Source organism: Halobacillus halophilus DSM 2266 (genome assembly GCF_000284515.1).
In the GTDB taxonomy this organism is placed as follows: domain Bacteria; phylum Bacillota; class Bacilli; order Bacillales; family Halobacillaceae; genus Halobacillus; species Halobacillus halophilus.
In genome coordinates, this window is record NC_017668.1 from 2,760,737 (window position 1) to 2,779,664 (window position 18,928).

Genomic DNA, 18,928 nt, shown 5'->3' on the forward strand with positions numbered 1-18,928 from the left:
TCCGGTTGCCCTTGATTAAGTAGTTCCTGCCATAACTATTTGATTTTTTCCAGCTTCCTTTGCTTTATATAAAGCCTCATCGGCCCGCCTTACTAATTCTTTGCCATTCAAAGGATAGTCAGCTTTCCAGGAAGATACACCGCAAGAAACGGTTACCGAAGGGGAAGTAGCCAAGAATATTTCTTTTCTTATGCTGTGCGCTATCTGAAATGCCTCTTCACAAATCATACCTGGAATATAGACTGCCAATTCCTCTCCTCCCCACCTCGCAGCCATTCCCCTTCCCTTCAATACAGATAGAATAGTCTCTGCTGTCTGGCAGAGAACTTCATCTCCTGTTTGATGGCCATATGTATCATTGACCGCCTTGAAATTGTCGATATCAAATAGAATAAAAGTACCGCATTTGTCGTTCAGCCTATGTGCCTCTACACATTCATCTAAATACTTTCTCGAATGAAGTTTGGTTAAATAATCGGTAATTACCGTCTTCTCTAATTCTTCTCTGGGCATAGAATTAGCAAAAGCAAGTGTTGAGTGATGAATCAGAGACTGAAGAAGTTTGAACGAATCAAATGAGAAAAAAATAGGGCTGTTTATGAAGAACAATTGCAAGACCATCCAGGTACTCATGCTCCGTCATCCTTACAGCCATTATTGATTTATACTTTTCACCATACTTATTGTTTTTAGAGGATAAATTCCCAATGAAAACATCATCTTTCTCTTTCTTAACCCTTTGCTTTAGCATCGAAATTAGTAGTTGTGAGTGGTCCGCTTCAAAATAGGAAGAACTTCCTTCGAGAATCGTGTCCTCATCGTGATTACACTCATTAAAAGTCACGAAGCCGACTTCGTCTGCCTGAAATGACTCCGCCAGTGTAGAAGATATACAGGAAATTATTTCAGTTAACGGTGTATTTGAATTTAGTTTTTGAGATGTAGAATTGATGAGCTGTAAATCACTATTTAGTTTCCTCGATTGTTGATAAAGCTGAACATTTTCAATAGCATCACCCACAGTGGATGCAATGAGCTCCACAAGTTCACACTCTTCTTCGGAAAGAAAAATCTGAAAGGGAACTACAACTTCTAAAACCCCATAAACTCCTTGCTTTCCTTTTAGCAGAGCATAAAGTATCAGTGACCCTTTATGGGCATACTCTTCTATTTTCATTTTTCCACTCAAAAATGCTTGTGAACTGGATTCTGAAGATTCGTCTTTACCATAAGAAAGCTCTTTCACAGGTAAATCACGTTCGATAGAGATGTCTTGAGATAACCATAAGGTATAGGTCAGTCCGGGATGATTCTCCTTAAGAGTGCGGATCGTTTCCCTCATTATCATGTTCATATCAGTAGAAGAATTAAATTTGGATGTAAGATTATACAACAACTCATACTTTATTTTTTCATCTGAGATATTATGGTCAAATTCCGCTTTGGATAGACATTTAACAACTTCAATGGAGGTCTCTCTCAATAATCTATCTTTATCGGAGCGGAAAGCCTCACACCCGAGCACTAAGTATCCAATTATCTTAGATTTATTTTCTAAAGGAACAACTCTTACATCCAAAGAGGTAAAAGTTTGAACAATTAAATCTTTAATCGAACCCTCTATTTGCTCTATAGAAAAGTATTTCTTTAAATTCAGCCCTGCATCTGGAAGGTTGTACAAACGATAAGTTTCTTGCCCTTCCTTTCGTAAATAAACAGAAGCAACAGGTACATCCAGTTGAGTTTTTATTATATCAGCTACTTCTATAACAAATTCCTCATATGAGCACAGAGTAGAATTTGTAAGTAAATTGAAAAAGTCAATCTGTATATGTTGAATTCGTAGTTGATCAGTCGCTGATCGCATCATAGAGGATCACCTGACTCCCTTTTTTAATGAGTCTATTGCACCACTCCTTTGTACCTTAACACGAATTCTAATATGCTTACTTTCGATTTAATGTATTCCTGCATCCATATTATTAAATAGCAGGGTGTTTTCGTATTTGCCTTTATCGTGAAATAACACTGGTAAGTGATCGTCATTACAGTCCCTACTCTAACAATAGCAAAATAGCGAACCCTTTCTTAGTAGCTATTCTAAGTTTTCCTTCTCTATTATTGTTACTTTTTCATTTCTTCCTCTTGACTTATCGCCTTAAAAAAATTATACTTGGCGTTGTGTAAAATAAATGGCAGCCTATGTGAACCGGCGTTGTCATCATTTTGTTCCTCTTTCCAGAGGTGCATCGTGTAACTCTCTGCTGCTGGAGCGATGGTGCATGAAAACATAATGAGCAACGTATAAAGGCCACACTGTTTTTATTTTATGCAAATAAAATAAAAAGGAGGAATTCCTATGGCACGCTACACAGGTCCAACCTGGAAAAAATCCCGTCGCTATGGTATTTCTTTAAGCGGAACTGGTAAGGAGCTAGAAAAACGCCCTTACGCACCTGGACAACACGGTCCAAATCAACGTAAAAAACTATCTGAATTCGGTCTTCAGCTTCAAGAGAAGCAGAAGCTTCGTTTCATGTATGGATTGACTGAACGTCAATTCCGCCGTCTATTCGTAGAGGCTGGTAATATGAAAGGTATCCATGGTGAGAACTTCATGATTCTTCTTGAATCTCGCTTGGACAACATCGTATACCGTCTAGGTCTGGCTCGTACTCGTAACCAGGCTCGTCAGCTAGTTACTCACGGTCACGTAACTGTAGATGGAGGACGTGTTGATATTCCATCTTACCGCGTAGTACCTAATCAAGTGATCAGCCTACGTGAAAAATCCCAGAAACTAGACGTGGTAGAAGAAGCTATCGAAGTAAATAACTTCACACCTGAATATCTTACATTTGATGAAGATAAACGTGAAGGAACTTACTCTCGTTACCCAGAACGCTCTGAGCTTCCATCTGAAATCAATGAAGCTCTTATCGTTGAATTCTACTCTCGTTAATCGTTTTGATGAAAACCGCCGTTTAAAACGGCGGTTTTTTTATTTTGATCGTACTTTTAAGTATTCACGATATAATTAGCAGATTTACGAGGTTTCACATTTCGCAGATAATAATCCTCTGCTTTCCAATACCTTTCTTTAAATTTCTCCATATTTATTTGCGCAGATGGATCCTCACGTGCGAATCTTCGGTTTCTAGGACAATCTAAAAATATTAAGTGGTTAAAATAAGGCTGCCACTCTTTTCTTTGAAGAAAAACCCCTTCTATAAGAATTACTCCCTCATTAGGTAAATCTACCTTTCGATATTCACGATCATCCGATTCGTTATCATAATAAGGAAGAGTAAGATGAGAACTGCACCTGACTTTTTCAAAAAGGTGGTCTCGTAACCACTCCACCTCCCATTGCAACTGATAATACTCATACCAATCTTCAAATCCAGTCTGGTAACGTTCATTCTTTTTTACAATATGATTGTCCATATGAAAAGTGCAGAAGTCCACCCCTCTTTTAATTAGCTCTTTCTCCAGCTGATTTACAAATGTCGTTTTCCCCGACCGGCTTAAACCATCGACTCCGATTATATATAGTTGATTAGACGAAAGAGATGGAATAATATCGAATAGCTTGTGCACCATATCTAGTCAAACCTCCTTTTAAATAGCTTTTAATTGCTTTGTGCACACGTATTCGTAAAGACCAAAAGATAAAAAAATGCCTTTCTTATAGCCTGAAACGGCTTAAAAGAAAGGCAGATTTAAATGGTTTATTCGTAGCGGACTAAGAAGTACTTTTTCTTACCTCTGCGAATAATAGTGAATCGATCTTCAATACGGTTTTCTTCATTAATCTGGTGATTTACTTCCTGGTTACGCTCACCATTAATATACACAGCTCCGTTTTTAATATCTTCCCTGGCCTGTCGTTTTGAAGAGGAAATTCCGGCGTCTACCAGCAACTGAACAAGCTGAGGTGCTTTTTCAGAAGATGAAAATGCTGGTACATCTTTAAAGCCCTGCTCAATCTCTTGTCCTGATAGAGATTTAATATCTCCGCTGAAAAGAGCTTCCGTAATTCTCTGAGCCTGAGCCAGCGCCTCTTCATCATGGACCAGCTTCGTCATCTCTTCAGCTAGACGACGCTGGGCAACACGTTTTTCCGGTTGCTCCTGCACTTCTTTTTCTAATGCAGCGATTTCGTCCATCCCTAAGAAAGTGAAATACTTGAGAAATTTAATGACATCTCTATCATCAGCATTAATCCAGAACTGGTAGAATTCGTAAGGAGAAGTAGCTTCAGGATCCAGCCAGATGGCTCCTCCAGCTGTTTTTCCAAATTTCGAACCATCCGCCTTTGTAATAAGAGGCATAGTTAACCCGTAGGCTTCTACTTCTTCCTCTCCTCGGGCACGACGAATCAACTCTAATCCTGCTGTAATATTCCCCCATTGATCACTGCCGCCAATCTGCAGCGTACAATTTTCTTTTTGGTTCAGCTTTTGGAAGTCCAGCGACTGAAGAATCATGTAGCTAAACTCAGTGAAACTAATCCCTTGTTCAATCCTTGATTCTACAGATTCTTTCGAAAGCATGTAATTCACGCCAAAGTGTTTTCCCGTGTCTCTCAGAAAATCAATAATAGTCATCTCAGATAACCATTCGAAATTATTTCTGGCTGCTGCAGCATTTTCTCCTTCGTCAAAGTTCAGAATTTTAGCAAGCTGTCCTTTGATTTTTTCACTATATTCATGAACCACACTAGCCTCATTTAATTGTCGTTCTGACGATCGGCCGCTAGGGTCCCCGATCATCCCAGTGCCCCCTCCTACGAGCGCGATAGGCCTATGACCGGCCTGCTGGAATCGCTTCAGCATAAGAATAGGAAGAAGATGCCCGATGTGAAGACTCGCTCCCGTTGGATCAAAGCCGCAATAAAGAGTAACTTGTTTCTCATTCAAGTGAGAGGCCAAGCCATCTTCATCCGTTATTTGATTAATTAAACCTCTTTGTTGTAAATCTTTCAGCAATTCCATGTGATCACTCCTCTTTTTCTTGGTATGCGTATGTTAAATGGCTGGTAGAGCATAAAAAAAAGACCTCAATATCCCTATAATAAAAGGGACGAGATCTCGTCGCGGTACCACCCTTGTTGCACATTTGTGCCACTTGTATCCATAACGGCTACTCATAACCGTCTTCTGATTCATACCAGAAGAATGCTCCGGACCGTAATTCAAAAACAAATGTGGCCTGACTTGCACCAGCCGTCAGGTCTCTGTACCAGTGATTTGTTTTTTACTTCAATCGTTCAACGCACGCATATTTAACTATGTAATATTTTTATCACACTCATAAAGGAAAAGCAATAAGAATATCCTCTCCATTTATGTCCTCTTTCATTCCGTTGTGTTATAATATGGAATGGATTTTTTAGGAGGTCTCATCATGTCTAATAATAAAAATAGCGGTCGAAATAAAATGGATTTTAAATCATTATGGAAAAAAGGAAGCATTCAAAAAAAATCACGTATTACAGCAGACGTGGTTTGGAATGTCATTTTATTCTTTATTATTATCGGCGTCATAGGACTCTTCTTTGCCGGGGGAGTCGGAGCCGGTTACTTTGCATCACTCGTTAAGGATGAAGAGGTTAGGAGTAAAGAACAAATGCAGGAAAGCATTTACAACTATTCAGAAACCTCAGAAATGTTCTTTGCTGGAGACGAAATGCTAGGCAAGGTCCGATCGGATCTTTATCGTGAAGAAATAAAGCTGGATGAGGTAAGCGATAATGTTACGAATGCCGTCATTGCCACAGAGGATGAATACTTTAAAGAACACAGTGGCGTGGTGCCTAAAGCGATTATGCGTGCGGTCGTACAGGAAGTTTCAAACTCAGCGGTTAAGACCGGCGGAAGTACATTAACCCAGCAGCTCGTTAAAAACCAAATCCTCACAAATGAAGTCTCCTTTGAGAGAAAAGCTAAAGAAATGCTGCTTGCTCTTCGTATTGAACGTTTTTTCGAGAAAGAAGAAATATTGGAAGCTTACCTGAACATTGTGCCTTTCGGACGTAACGCCAACGGCCAAAACATTGCCGGCGTGGCCACTGCCGCCCAGGGAATATTTGGAGTAGAAGCTGAAGAGCTGTCCATTGCGCAGGCTGCTTTTATAGCCGGTTTGCCGCAGGCTCCATACGCTTATACCCCTTTTAATAACGATGGTTCTATAAAAAGTGAAGAAGGACTAGAGCCAGGCATGGATCGTATGCATGAGGTACTTGAGCGTATGTATGCAGCCGAGTACATTACTAAGCAGGAATATGAAGAAGCTAAAGACTTTAAAATTACTAAAGACAATCTAGCAAACTCTACAACATCTGCTAATGTTACGTATCCTTTCTTAACCAACGAGATTAAGAGAAGAGCTCAAGACATTTTAGAAGTTCAGCTGGCAGAAGAAAATGGACATAGTGAAAAAGATCTTGAAGAAGATGAAGAGCTTGCGAAAGAATATAGAGAACTCGCAGAACGACGACTAACTTCCGGTGGTTACCAAATCAAAACCACTATAGATAAAAAAGTATATGACACTATGCAGGAAGTGAAAAATGATTACGGTGATAGATTTGGACGTGAGAAGACTATTACTAAAGAAAATGCCGAGGGAGAAAAGTATGAAGTAACCCTCCCTGTTGAAGTCGGCAGCGTAGTCATGGAAAATACCACAGGTAAAATTTATGGATTTATTGGCGGTCGGGATTTTGAAGAGTCCCAGGTTAACCATGCTACAAATCCTTATGCTGCCAGAAGTATCGGAAGTACGATGAAGCCATTGCTGGTCTACGGACCAAGCATTGATATGGGAGAGGGACATCCGGCTACTGTTATAGCCGATGTACCTTACGAATATCCTAATACAGCTCCAGGCGAAGATGGCGAAGTTAACAACTACTCTGGCACACACCACGGGTTAGTATCAGCCCGGTATGCTTTAGCTAACAGCTTTAACGTTCCGGCCGTAAAGCAATATGAAAAAATTGTAGATCAAAATCCAGCTAAAAATTATCTGGAGAAAATGGGAATAAGTAACTTAACTGAAGAAACAAGCGACTATTCTCGCCCTTCTTTGGCCTTAGGTGCAAAAGCAATCACAGTCGAAGAAAACACAAATGCTTATGGGACATTTGGAAACAATGGAAAATTCGTCGACGCCTACATGATAGAAAAAATTGAAACCAAAGACGGTGAAACCGTATTTGAACACGATACGGAAGAAACGGAAGTTTTCAGTCCTCAAAGCTCATATTTGACGATTGACATGATGCGCGATGTGCTTGACTACGGCACTGCTTCCAGTGTCAGAGGGAAACTAACGAACCCTGGTGTTGACTGGGCTGGAAAAACAGGAACCTCTCAAAGCTATAAAGACTCGTGGTTCGTAGCAACCAACCCTAACGTAACCGTAAGCATGTGGACGGGGTATAACGAGGTGGCACAACTGGACCCGGGCTACAGCAGTAGAACCCAGGGAGCCTGGGCAAACGTAGTAAATGCCTTATCCGAGATCCGCCCCGAATTAATGGTACCTGAAAACGATTTTGAGAAACCAGAAGGTATCGTGGAACAAGAGTATTGTGCTACTTCCGGGCTGTTACCTTCAGATCTATGTGAATCCGTAGGACTCGACAGAGATGATCTCTATATTGAGGAAAACGCACCTGATGAAGAGGATGATAGTCTAGTAAGCGGGAATTTTGTGGAAGTTGACGGTGAACTAGTTGTAGCAGGACCGGATACACCTTCAGAATTTGTTACTGGTGAAGACGGAGTGGTCTTAAGTCCAGAGTTTCTAGAGGAAAATGGATACACAAGTGAAGATGTTTTAGATGAATTAATTCCTAATTCCGATAACTGGAATCAAGTTTCTCTTCCTTCTTCCAGTGCATCAGAAGCATCCAGTTCCAACATAAACAACGACGGGCAGTCTCCTTCTTCCCCCCGCTCTGTAACATCCAGCGGATCGACGGTTGACTGGGCACCATCATCGAGTGACGATGTAGTAGGATACCGTATCTATCGCGCTTCCTCTGCTGGAGGTTCTTTCTCTAAAGTGGGAAGCACAACAAGTACCTCCTACAGTGGTTTAGGCGAAGGAGTCTTTGCGGTAAGAGCAGTCGATTACTTCGGTATGGATTCTTCTCTTTCCGATACAACAACTATAGGCAATCCAGGAGCTCCAGAACCTGTCACGGACTCTAGTTCAAATAATGATTCTGAGTCCAGCAGCGGGTCTGAAAGCGAATCAGAAAACATTTCTGATTCTGAAGGTCAAGAAAGTGAAACGGAGCAACGCTCAGAAGACAGTTCCAGTTCTGGAGAGAATGAGGAATCAAGTTCTGACAATGATTCTGGTTCCAATGATAACTCTGGATCAGAAGACGATTCTAGTTCAGATGATGACTCTGCTGCCGACAATAGCTCCGGTTCCAGCGGCGAATCTAGTGATGAATCAGGAAATGATGTGGGGTCAGACGATAGTTCTGGCGCAGGCGACAGCTCTGGATCAGGCGATAGCTCCGACGCAGGCGATAGCTCTGGCTCAGATGATAGTTCTGGCTCAGACGATAGCTCCGGCGCAGACGATAGCTCTGGCTCAGGTGACAGCTCTGGATCAGATGATAGTTCTGGCTCAGACGATAGCTCCGGCGCAGACGATAGTTCTGGCTCAGGCGATAGCTCTGGCTCAGGCGATAGCTCTGGCTCAGGCGACAGCTCTGGATCAGATGATAGCTCTGGCTCAGACGATAGCTCCGGCGCAGACGATAGCTCTGGCTCAGGCGATAGTTCTGGCTCAGAAGAAGACGAAGGTGACTCTACCGAAAGTCAGGCTTCCGGTACTGAAGATGACTCAACTGATAGTGAATCATCCAGTTCAGACAATAATTCTGAGGAAAGTTCTGATTCTTCCTCAAACCAAAGTTCAGATGATGAATCGGAGAGCTCTGAGACTGAAAGTAGTGAAGAAAATACCACTAGTCCTTAGAATGGAAAGGACTTAAATTCATATTTCCAAAACATGTTCTTAAACCACCGGTCTTTAAAGACCGGTGGTTTAAATTTGTAAAAACATTATGTGAAGCCCATTTGCAAGTATTTCCCCCTCTTTATTGCCTTGACGCCTCTACATTTTACTATTCAATGAATTTTCTTTTCTAACAATTTAAAATTTACAGATATCATGTATAATAAAAAATAGCCATATTTTTCTACTATTCTCCTTCAGGTGGTGATTGAATGAAGCATGAAAAAACCTATTATAATGAAACGTTCGATTCTGAGTACGGACCTGTTGTAATTGAAGGTCCTCTATCTTCTCAAGAGTTAAGTCAATTCACATTTGATAAAGGCTTAATTGCCTTTCGCCCCTATGAAAAACAATTTGAAGCCGTCAAAAGCATAGCTGATTTTGAAGAAGGAAGAATTATCATTGCACGCCATAATGAAAACATAGTTGGATATGTAACTTTCCTCCACCCTGATCCATTAGAACGCTGGTCAGAAGGACAGATGGAGGATTTAATTGAACTTGGTGCCATTGAGGTTATCCCTCAATTCCGAGGCTATCGGATAGGGTCCCGTCTCTTAAAAATCTCTATGATGGATGAATTTATGGAGAACTACATTACAATCTCAACTGAATATTATTGGCACTGGGATCTGAAAGGTACAGGATTGAATATTTGGGATTATCGACGTGTTATGGAAAAAATGATGGCTTCGGGTGGACTCACTCCTTCCCCCACTGATGATCCAGAGATCATTTCCCACCCTGCCAACTGTTTGATGGTACGCATTGGGAAAAATGTTCTTAAAGAATCAGTGGAACAATTTGATATTCTCCGTTTTCTTACTCGACATCAATATCGTCAATCAAGGAGGTAACCGTTATGCTAGTGGAAGAAATTATGAAAACCGAGGTCATTACTCTCTCTCCTGAGGAAACTATTGAAACCGCTCTCAAATTACTGCACGAAAACCATATCCGGCATTTACCTATAGTGGATGAGAATAATGAAGTCATCGGTATCGTATCCGATCGGGATGTAAGGGATGCCAGTCCATCAATATTTGAGGAAGACGCATCTCCGGATGAACTTAAAAATCCCATTCGGACAATTATGACTTACCCAGTAACGACAGTCCACCCACTAGATTTCGTAGAAGAGGTGGCCTCGATTTTTTATGAACAGGAAATCGCCTGTGTACCTGTAACAAGAGACGATATATTAGTAGGGATTATCACGGAAAAAGATATGCTCTATACGCTTATTCAATTAACAGGTACCCATGTGCAAAGCTCTCAGATTGAAGTTAAAGTGATCAATAAACCTGGTATACTGCCTCAGGTTATGCAAGTGTTTGGCCAAAGAAAGGTAAATATCAGTTCTGTCTTAATTTACCCTTACAAACCCGACCCTAAATATAAAGTAATTGTGGTACGTATCCAGACCATGAACCCGTTACCTACGATTGAAGACCTTAAGACAGAAGGTTACGAAGTCTTATGGCCAAAGAGCCCAGGGTTGACTCTATGAGCTGCCATTCTGGTTTTGTATTCACCGATGATTTTACGAGTTACCGATTTAGGGACGATCACCCCTTCAACCAAATGAGAGTTATACTTACGAAAGAGTTATTGGAAGCTTCTTCAGCTTTAATACAGGATCACTTTATTACACCAAGACACGCTACAGAAGAAGAACTTTCCCTTGCTCACAGTCGAACTTATATTCAAGCTGTCAAACAGGCCGGACAAGGCTTGTTGTCGGAAGAAGACGGCATGGAATTCGGAATTGGAACAGAGGACACACCTATGTTTAAAGGAATGCACGAAGCATCTTCTTTATTAGTAGGAAGTACATTATCTGCTATAGAAGCCGTTATGGAAAACCGGGTTAAGCATGCTTTGAATTTAGGTGGCGGTCTTCACCACGGATTTGAAAGAAAAGCATCTGGTTTTTGTATTTATAATGACGGGGCAGTTGGAATAAAATATCTGCGCAAAAAATACGATTGTAAAGTTCTATACGTTGATACGGACGCCCATCATGGCGACGGTGTGCAATGGGCCTTTTATGATGACCCCAATGTATGTACTTTCTCTATACATGAAACGGGACGCTACTTATTTCCTGGAACCGGGAATGTTAATGAAAGAGGACTTAAAGAAGGATATGGCTATTCTTTTAATTTACCTATAGACGCATTCACAGAAGATGAATCTTTCCTCCAGGTCTATGAAACCGCTATGAAAGAAATTGTACATTATTTTAAACCTGATGTGATAGTTACACAAAACGGAGCGGACGCACATTTCTTGGACCCGCTCACTCACTTATGCTCAACTATGAAAATCTATGAGAGAATTCCTGCCCTCGCACATGAATTAGCTCATCAGTATTGCGATGGCAAATGGATCGCATTAGGAGGAGGCGGATATGATATCTGGCGTGTAGTCCCTAGAGCATGGGCGCAGATTTGGAAAGTTATGTCAGAAGGCACCCATTTCCAAGGTCCCCTGCCAAAAGACTGGCTTAAAAAATGGGAAAAAGAGTCTCCAGTGCCTTTGCCGGAAAACTGGCATGACCCAGAAGATGCCTATAATCCTATTCCTCGAAGAAAAGAAATCACTGAAAAAAACGAAAAGCTTCTGGAGAAATCCTTGCAGTTGATTACCAATCAAAAAAAATATAATTCACTGTGACAAAAAGCCACTACTTAGCAGTAGTGGCTTTCCACATGATTAACTTTCATAATCAGGATCTAATATGACAATTTCAACTCTTCGGTTCTTACGCCAATTTTGTTTTGAATCATTTGGAGCTACAGGCCGCGTATCACCATAAGCCACAGCTGTAAATCGGCCGGAGTCCAAATCATCCGTGTTTTTTAACAAATAACGAATGACACTACTCGAACGTGCTCCTGACAATTCCCAGTTTGAAGGGTAACGATATGTAGATATCTGCCGATTATCCGTATGCCCCTCCACCTTCACGAAATTAGGAATGTTCTTAAGAAGTGTACCCACTTTTTTTAAAAAAGGCTTGGCCCCTTCTAAAACTTGAGCCTCACTTGTTTCGAAAATAAGCTGCTCTTCCAAAACGAGTACAATGCCACGTTTAGTTTGGCTGGCCGAAATAATGTCGTTAAGTTCATTTTCTTCCAAATATTCATCCACTTCTTTTTTTAGTTCTTCTAAATCTTTATTTTTTTCTTCCTTCTTCGCTTCATCTTTTTCAGCTATCTGATCCGGATCTTCCGTAGGTTCTTGAAATTCATTATTCTTTTCCCCATTATCCTGAACCTTTGTCTGTTCGGTTGGAAACTGACTTTCGACAGGAGAAGGATAGAAATCGAAGATCATGCGATTACGAAAAGATTCTGATAGTGCGTCAAACTTAACTAAATTAATCTGAGACATTGAAAACAACAGAATAAAAAAAACGAGAATCAAGGTAATCATATCTGCATAAGTGGTCATCCATTTTGGAGCCCCTTTATTACCAGGTTTCTTTCTTCTCCTAAGCTTCATTGGCCGCTTCTCCTAAAGATTCATCCTTTTCGTCTTCTTCCACGATGGCTTTATCCTCTTCAGATAGAAATGCACTTAGTTTTTCTTCAAGAATCTTAGGATTCTGACCAGACTGGACGCCTATGACCCCTTCAATAATTACTTGCTTCATAAATATTTCCTGTTCTGTTTTGTTCTCAAGTTTCCCCGCCATCGGTATAAAAACAAGGTTGGCTAAGAGTGTACCGTAAAACGTAGTTAATAGTGCTACCGCCATTTTGGGTCCAAGCGTTTCCGGAGTTGAAAGACTTTGAAGCATCAGTACAAGACCTATCAACGTTCCAATCATACCCCATGCGGGAGCGTACTCCCCTGCTTTCTCTATGATCGCTCTTCCACGCTGATGACGCTCTTCTACTGCAACAATTTCAGCATTCATAATATCGTTAATTACTTCAGGTTCTATCCCATCAACAGCCAGTAGAATCCCTTTTTTTATAAAAGGATCTTCAACCTCATCAAGCTGTGCTTCAAGAGCAAGTAAGCCCTCACGCCGGGCTCGTTCTGATAATCCAACAAATAAATTGATCAGCTGCCTTAAATTCATATCCGTCTGTTTAAAAGCTTCTTTCGTTACGCGAAAGGTTAATTTGACTTCACTTACGTTGAAATTAACTAATAAAGCAGCTACTAGACCACCTAGCACAATAACGATGGAGGAAGCCTGTATAAATGATGTCATACCTCCAAACCCGGCGTTAGATGCAATACCGAAAATAACCATGATGAATCCAATCGTAATACCGATGGGAGTCAACAAGTCTTTTTTAGTCATAATGCTCTCTCCTCAGTTTCGTACAAATACAGTCTATCTACTATATCGGTACTATTTCTGCTGAGTTGAGTTTCTTTCAATAATTCGGTGAGGTAGTATCACATTCTGCTCTTCAACTTCTTCTTTATTCATAAATTTAGTTAGCAGGCGCATTGCTACAGCTCCTATATCGTACATCGGCTGCACTACAGTTGATAATGTTGGACGTACCATCGTTGCGAGGCGTGTATTATCGAATCCAAACACTTCTAGATCCTCCGGCACTCGAATGCCTCGGTCCTGTGCCCCATGAATGACTCCCAGGGCCATTTCGTCGGAAGAGACAAAGACAGCCGTAGGCTTCTTATCAAATTCAAGCAGCTGCTCTAATGCTTCAATACCTGAATCGTATGAATAGTCTCCGGATACAATATAATCTTCAGGGGAGTCATAACCATTAGCCCTCATAGCATTTTTATAACCTTCTAGTTTCTGCACATTGATAATAGTATCTTCAGGTCCCGATACGAAAGCTACTTCCTTATTTCCGTGGGATAATAATAACTCTGTGGCTTCATAAGACGCTTGCTGATAATCGATGTTTACAGCAGGAGTCTCCCCTGACTCATCTACTGTCGCTGCCAAAGCAATAGGTACAGAAGAAGTTTTAAACTCCTGGATATGATCTTCTGTGATTTTTCCACCCATAAATACTAATCCATCTACCTGCTTACCTAGCATAGCATTAATCAGGTGCAGCTCTTTATCCTTATTCTGGTCAGAATTACTTAAGATAATGTTGTAATTATACATAGTGGCAATATCTTCGATGCCACGCGCAAGCTCAGCAAAGAATATACTTGATATGTCGGGGATGATCACACCGACCGTCGTGGTTTTCTTACTTGCTAAACCTCTTGCCACTGCATTTGGACGATACCCTAACCGCTCAATGGCATCGTGTACTTTTTTTCTAGTCGCAGGCTTTACGTTCGGGTTCCCATTCACTACTCGTGAGACGGTAGCCATCGATACGTTTGCCTCTCTTGCTACATCATATATTGTTACATTCATCATGCATCCTCCTTAGTTAGTCCATTGCTGCAAATTTATAATAAAATAATCATACGATAGATAGCGTCCTCGCGCAATGTCTGCCTCTTTCTTCTTATATAAGATTACCCATTTTATTATAACGGATTCATTATTCAGAACAAAACAGATTCTTGCACAGTTAAATTAATCCGTTCTAAGGCCCCTTACACATATAGGTATATGTTGGGTCTGAATATCAATCAAAATCCGATGAGTCGGCATCTCTGTCCCTCTGTGACTAAGTGAGCATATTCAAAAAAATAAGCTAGACTGAATAGCAGTCTAGCTTACCCCAAAGTATTATTTTGTTAACTCTCTCATAAATGATTGGAACGTTGGAATATTCATTTGCTGGGCTGAATCAGAAAGGGCAACCGCTGGATCAGGGTGTACTTCAGCCATTACTCCGTCAGCACCAATCGCCATAGCCGCTTTAGCTGCTGGTAGCAGGAGATCGCGTCGGCCAGTGGAGTGAGTTACATCTACCATCACTGGTAAGTGAGTTTCTTGTTTCAAAATTGGTACAGATGAGATATCCAAAGTGTTTCTTGTGGCTTTTTCATAGGTACGGATACCACGCTCACACAAGATGATATTTTTGTTCCCGCGGGAGATAATGTACTCAGCCGCATTAATGAATTCGGATATAGTTGCCGACATTCCTCGTTTTAATAGAACAGGTTTATTTACTGAACCGGCAGCTTTTAAGAGTTCAAAGTTCTGCATATTACGAGCTCCGATTTGAATCACATCAAGGTAATCCAGTGCTTCTTCAAGATCGGCTGGGTTCACGATTTCACTTACCACAGCTAAGCCATTCTCATCGCCTGCCTGCTTCAGCATTTTCAATCCTTCGATTCCAAGACCCTGGAAGTCATATGGGGAGGTTCTCGGTTTAAATGCACCACCGCGCAATAGCTTCAATCCTTCACCTTTAACGGCTTTAGCTACGGTTGAAACCTGTTCGTAACTTTCTACCGCACAAGGGCCCATAATGAAGTGCGTGTTTCCATCGCCCACTTTTTCTCCATTGATTTCCACGATTGTATCTTCAGGCTGCTTCTTTCTGGAAACGAGAAGAGCTTTTCTATGGTCATCCTCTTGTAACTCTAGTCCAGCTTTGAATATCTCTTTAAATAAATGAACCACTGTAGAATCCTCGAAAGGCCCATCATTATGACTTGAAATATGATCAAGCATCGTTCTTTCCCGTACAGGATCAAAACGATTGGTTCCTTGCTGCTCTTTAATCTGGCCAATTTCCTTTACTAGATCACCGCGTTTATTGATTAAATTCAGAAGCTCTAAATTTACCTCGTCTAATTGACTGCGTAATTGGTCGAGTTGTTGGTTACTCATGTGTGCGTCCCCCTAGAAATAATTAGTAGTAGTAAAATTAAGATTATTCATCCTATTGATAATTAGGGACAATTATAGCTAACATTTCATTTATTGTCACCCTTAGAGAAGGAATTCTTTTGTAAGAAATAAAAGAAAAAATCCAATTAGTATCTTGCTTATGAAATTTCTAATCTATAACTACTGGATGTATGTTCCCTTAGAAACTTGTATTTCTAGTCATTCACTAATAACAAAACGCGCAGGATTTCCCTACGCGCTTATTATTATTCTACTGCTTTTATTAAACGCTGTTTTGTCACGGCACCATGACTGTCATGCCACGCTACCTGCTGGTCTTTAAATAAAATAGCTTGTGGAGACTGATGCCTTACATCATAGTCACTCGCAACCTGGTTAGAAAGATCTCTGGCATCCTGTACAAAAAGTTCATAACAAGGAACTTCCGAATGCTGACTAAACTGTTCATATTCACTCTCAGCTGTTGCTGAAATTGGACAAGTTAAACTATGCTTTAAAAGAAAGAATATGGGTTCATTATTCAGTACTTTTGTAAATTCTTCTTTCGTCTTTAGCAATTGTATACTCATGCTTTATTCCCCTCTCAGCTAAAAATGGCGGAGACACAAAGGCCTCCACCATTTAAATTGTATTATACATTTGAAGACGTTGTAGAATCTTGCTGCTTTTCAAGCTCTTGAGCTGCTTCTTCAATAGCTTCAGCTACTTCTTGAGCTGCTTTTTCCGCTTCATCGTCTTCATTACTGCGAATATTTTTCACTTTATCCTTCACTTTTCCACTTAAATCCTGTGATTTCTCAGAAACATTTTTAGAGAATTGAGAAGATGTTTCTACAGCACGCTCTTTCCATGCTCCGCCTTTTTCATAAGCTACATCTTTCCATTCTCCCGCTCTCTCTCTTATGCCTGTAGAGCTTTCGTTAATATTGTCACGCAATTCACGTCCTGATTTTGGAGCAAATAGCAAAGCGACTACTGCGCCTACAATACCTCCGATTAGTGAACCTAGTACAAAATCTCTTCCTGCCCCATTGTCATTATTATTTTGCTGATTGTAACTCATTAAAAATCTCCTCCTTAGTATTTTTCTTCTTTTTTAGCTTTTTTCCATAAATTGATTGCCACTTGTCCCCATTTCATAGCTTGAGCAGCACTCTCTGTATGGTCCTGGGCGGACTGGGTCAATCCCATTGAAATGGATCTTATGGATTGATTAAACTCTTGAACAGTATCTCCGATGCCTTTCACTCCGTCAACTAATGTATTTAGTTTTTCAGATTTTTCCCCGACATCTTCAGCTAATTTATTGGTCTTGTTCAAGAGGGCTGTCGTCTCAAGGGTAATTCCCTCCATTTGCTTCTCTACACCCTCAAGTGTATCCGCAACGTTATTCATGGTTCGACGTACAGCTGTTAGTGTTCTTGCCAGAAAAATGACTAGAACAGCAAAAGCCACTGCTGCAATTAATGCAGCAATGTAGAGAATGATTATCATGCCCCCTGCAACTCCTTCGACTATGTAATTGTCACGTTCTTAATTATTCCCCAAGTTCAGAGAAATTAAAACGTGATATCCGCATTAAATAGTTATATTCGATAAATAAGTGGAAGTTCCCTCTTTAAAAGGATATTTTATTTATAATTTCAGGAAAATGAGTAAAAAGGAACGTGCAGTTCTATTTAGAGAAGCCGCACGTCCTTTTACTACTTACTATTTTCATAGGCATTTTGAAACTTTTGAATATCGCCAGCGCCCATAAATAATAAGATGCCATCATCAAAGTTCTGCAACTGGGGAGTGTCCTCAAGCGTCAATACATGAGAATCAGGAATTAACTCCTGTAAATTTTCTATCGTCAACTTTCCTTGATCCTCTCTTGCTGAACCAAAAATATCACACAGATATATATAATCTGCAAGCTTTAGACTTTCAGCAAATTCATGCAAGAAAGTTTTGGTTCTAGTAAAGGTATGCGGCTGGAAGATAGCGACTACAGGACGTTCACCATATTTTTTTCTGGCCGTATCAATCGTAGCTGTAATCTCAATCGGGTGATGGGCATAGTCGTCTACCAAAATTTGATTGCCCCATTCTTTTTCCGTGAAACGGCGCTTGACTCCTCTAAAAGTGGACATTTTTTTTATTTCATCTGCCGGCATTTCCTCATAGTGACAAATAGCAATTACACTCAACGCGTTTAAAACGGTGTGATTACCGAATTGAGGAATCGTAAATGTGTCATAAAAATTGTTCCTGACAAACACATCAAATGTGGTTCCTTCATTGCTCTCTCTGATGTTCTGAGCCTGGAAATCATTCGTACCTGCAAAACCATAGTAGAGAACCGGGACATTTGCCTGAATATGCTGAAGATGATCATCATCTCCACAGGCGATAATACCTTTATTCACTTGCTTTGCCATTTGTTGAAAGGCTTCAAAAACATCATCAACGCTCTTAAAATAGTCCGGATGATCAAAATCAATGTTCGTCATGATCGCATAATCTGGGTGGTAAGATAGAAAATGCCTGCGATACTCGCACGCTTCAAATGCAAAGTACTGACTGTTTTCATGACCTCTGCCTGTACCGTCTCCTATTAAATAAGACGTAGGGTAGTTTTCGGATAAAACATGCGCGAGCAGACCAGTCGTTGAAGTTTTTCCATGAGCACCTGTTACGGCAATACTAGTGTACTGCTGAAGCCACTCACCTAAAAATTCATGATACCAGTGAAAAGGTAACCCGAGTTTCTTAGCTTCTCTTATTTCTTCATGCTCTTCGTTAAAAGCATTTCCCGCAATAATCGTAAGTCCGGCATGTATATTCTTACTTGAGAAAGGCAGTATTTCAATATTTTTTTCTTCCAGAACCTCTTGAGTAAAAAAGTGCTTTTCTACGTCTGACCCTTGAATTTTTTCTCCAGAATCGTGCAGAATTTGTGCAAGCGAACTCATTCCTGTCCCTTTGATACCAACAAAATGGTAAGTTGTCATAAACAAGAACCTCCAAAATAATGTGGATCACTTTAAGTATAGTGTATGTAACAGCCATTAAAGTGCGATTTATTCATTCGTTATCTTAAACCCTGACCTGCAA

17 protein-coding genes and 1 other annotated feature are annotated in these 18,928 nt (G+C 40.5%); of the genes, 5 read left to right on the forward strand and 12 right to left on the reverse strand.

Going from position 1 to position 18,928, the window contains the following annotated elements:
- Nucleotides 1-15 precede the first annotated feature (15 nt).
- Both HBHAL_RS20925 and HBHAL_RS13690 read right to left on the reverse strand, forming a co-directional pair.
- On the reverse strand, nt 16-633 hold the full coding sequence (locus tag HBHAL_RS20925) for a GGDEF domain-containing protein (RefSeq protein WP_051005602.1): 618 nt from the start codon (nt 631-633) through the stop codon (nt 16-18).
- On the reverse strand, nt 572-1,870 hold the full coding sequence (locus HBHAL_RS13690) for a hypothetical protein (RefSeq protein WP_051005603.1): 1,299 nt from the start codon (nt 1,868-1,870) through the stop codon (nt 572-574). The genes HBHAL_RS20925 and HBHAL_RS13690 overlap by 62 nt, the downstream gene beginning before the upstream one ends.
- 489 nt (nt 1,871-2,359) lie before the next feature.
- On the opposite strand from HBHAL_RS13690, the gene rpsD reads away from it, so the two are divergent.
- A complete protein-coding gene (gene rpsD, locus HBHAL_RS13695) occupies nt 2,360-2,962 on the forward strand; it encodes a 30S ribosomal protein S4 (protein ID WP_014644034.1) in 603 nt (200 codons plus the stop codon).
- Between the two features lie 56 nt (nt 2,963-3,018).
- Here the strand turns inward: rpsD and HBHAL_RS13700 are convergent, their stop codons facing one another.
- Nucleotides 3,019-3,603 carry a kinase gene (locus HBHAL_RS13700; RefSeq protein ID WP_014644035.1) on the reverse strand — a complete coding sequence of 195 codons (585 nt, stop codon included), beginning with the start codon at nt 3,601-3,603 and terminating at the stop codon, nt 3,019-3,021.
- A 128-nt stretch (nt 3,604-3,731) separates the two neighbouring features.
- Complete coding sequence (tyrS, locus tag HBHAL_RS13705) at nt 3,732-4,997, reverse strand: tyrosine--tRNA ligase (protein WP_014644036.1); 1,266 nt, start codon at nt 4,995-4,997, stop codon at nt 3,732-3,734.
- Nucleotides 4,998-5,078: 81 nt separating this feature from the next.
- Nucleotides 5,079-5,285: a binding site (T-box leader), on the reverse strand.
- Between the two features lie 124 nt (nt 5,286-5,409).
- Between tyrS and HBHAL_RS13710 the strand changes: the two genes are divergently transcribed.
- The 4 genes from HBHAL_RS13710 to HBHAL_RS13725 all read left to right on the forward strand — a co-directional run bounded on the left by HBHAL_RS13710 (nt 5,410) and on the right by HBHAL_RS13725 (nt 11,730).
- Entirely contained in the window at nt 5,410-9,009 is a 3,600-nt protein-coding gene (locus HBHAL_RS13710) for a transglycosylase domain-containing protein (protein ID WP_014644037.1), read from the forward strand.
- 251 nt (nt 9,010-9,260) lie between these two features.
- A complete protein-coding gene (locus HBHAL_RS13715) occupies nt 9,261-9,908 on the forward strand; it encodes a GNAT family N-acetyltransferase (protein WP_014644038.1) in 648 nt (215 codons plus the stop codon).
- Nucleotides 9,909-9,913: 5 nt separating this feature from the next.
- Entirely contained in the window at nt 9,914-10,561 is a 648-nt protein-coding gene (locus tag HBHAL_RS13720) for an acetoin utilization AcuB family protein (protein ID WP_014644039.1), read from the forward strand.
- Nucleotides 10,558-11,730 (forward strand): acetoin utilization protein AcuC, encoded by a 1,173-nt coding sequence (locus tag HBHAL_RS13725; protein WP_014644040.1) that lies wholly within the window; start codon nt 10,558-10,560, stop codon nt 11,728-11,730. Before HBHAL_RS13720 ends, HBHAL_RS13725 begins: the two co-directional genes overlap by 4 nt.
- Nucleotides 11,731-11,769: 39 nt before the next feature.
- On the opposite strand, the gene motS is transcribed toward HBHAL_RS13725, so the two are convergent.
- The 8 genes from motS to murC all read right to left on the reverse strand — a co-directional run bounded on the left by motS (nt 11,770) and on the right by murC (nt 18,825).
- Nucleotides 11,770-12,561, reverse strand: a complete 792-nt coding sequence (gene motS, locus HBHAL_RS13730) for a flagellar motor protein MotS (protein WP_014644041.1) — start codon at nt 12,559-12,561, stop codon at nt 11,770-11,772.
- The gene (gene motP, locus HBHAL_RS13735) at nt 12,551-13,375 is read right to left on the reverse strand and encodes a flagellar motor protein MotP (RefSeq protein ID WP_014644042.1); all 825 of its coding nucleotides are present in this window, start codon (nt 13,373-13,375) and stop codon (nt 12,551-12,553) included. The genes motS and motP overlap by 11 nt, the downstream gene beginning before the upstream one ends.
- A 51-nt stretch (nt 13,376-13,426) precedes the next feature.
- Nucleotides 13,427-14,428 (reverse strand): catabolite control protein A, encoded by a 1,002-nt coding sequence (ccpA, locus tag HBHAL_RS13740; RefSeq protein WP_041601382.1) that lies wholly within the window; start codon nt 14,426-14,428, stop codon nt 13,427-13,429.
- Between the two features lie 321 nt (nt 14,429-14,749).
- A complete protein-coding gene (locus HBHAL_RS13745) occupies nt 14,750-15,808 on the reverse strand; it encodes a bifunctional 3-deoxy-7-phosphoheptulonate synthase/chorismate mutase (RefSeq protein WP_014644044.1) in 1,059 nt (352 codons plus the stop codon).
- 266 nt (nt 15,809-16,074) lie between these two features.
- Nucleotides 16,075-16,398: a bacillithiol system redox-active protein YtxJ gene (gene ytxJ / locus HBHAL_RS13750; protein ID WP_014644045.1), complete on the reverse strand. Its 324-nt coding sequence runs from the start codon at nt 16,396-16,398 to the stop codon at nt 16,075-16,077.
- Between the two features lie 62 nt (nt 16,399-16,460).
- Nucleotides 16,461-16,892, reverse strand: a complete 432-nt coding sequence (locus HBHAL_RS13755; protein WP_014644046.1) for a YtxH domain-containing protein — start codon at nt 16,890-16,892, stop codon at nt 16,461-16,463.
- A gap of 14 nt (nt 16,893-16,906) precedes the next feature.
- Nucleotides 16,907-17,323, reverse strand: a complete 417-nt coding sequence (locus tag HBHAL_RS13760; protein WP_014644047.1) for a DUF948 domain-containing protein — start codon at nt 17,321-17,323, stop codon at nt 16,907-16,909.
- Nucleotides 17,324-17,532: 209 nt separating this feature from the next.
- Entirely contained in the window at nt 17,533-18,825 is a 1,293-nt protein-coding gene (gene murC / locus HBHAL_RS13765) for a UDP-N-acetylmuramate--L-alanine ligase (protein ID WP_014644048.1), read from the reverse strand.
- Nucleotides 18,826-18,928: the final 103 nt, after the last annotated feature.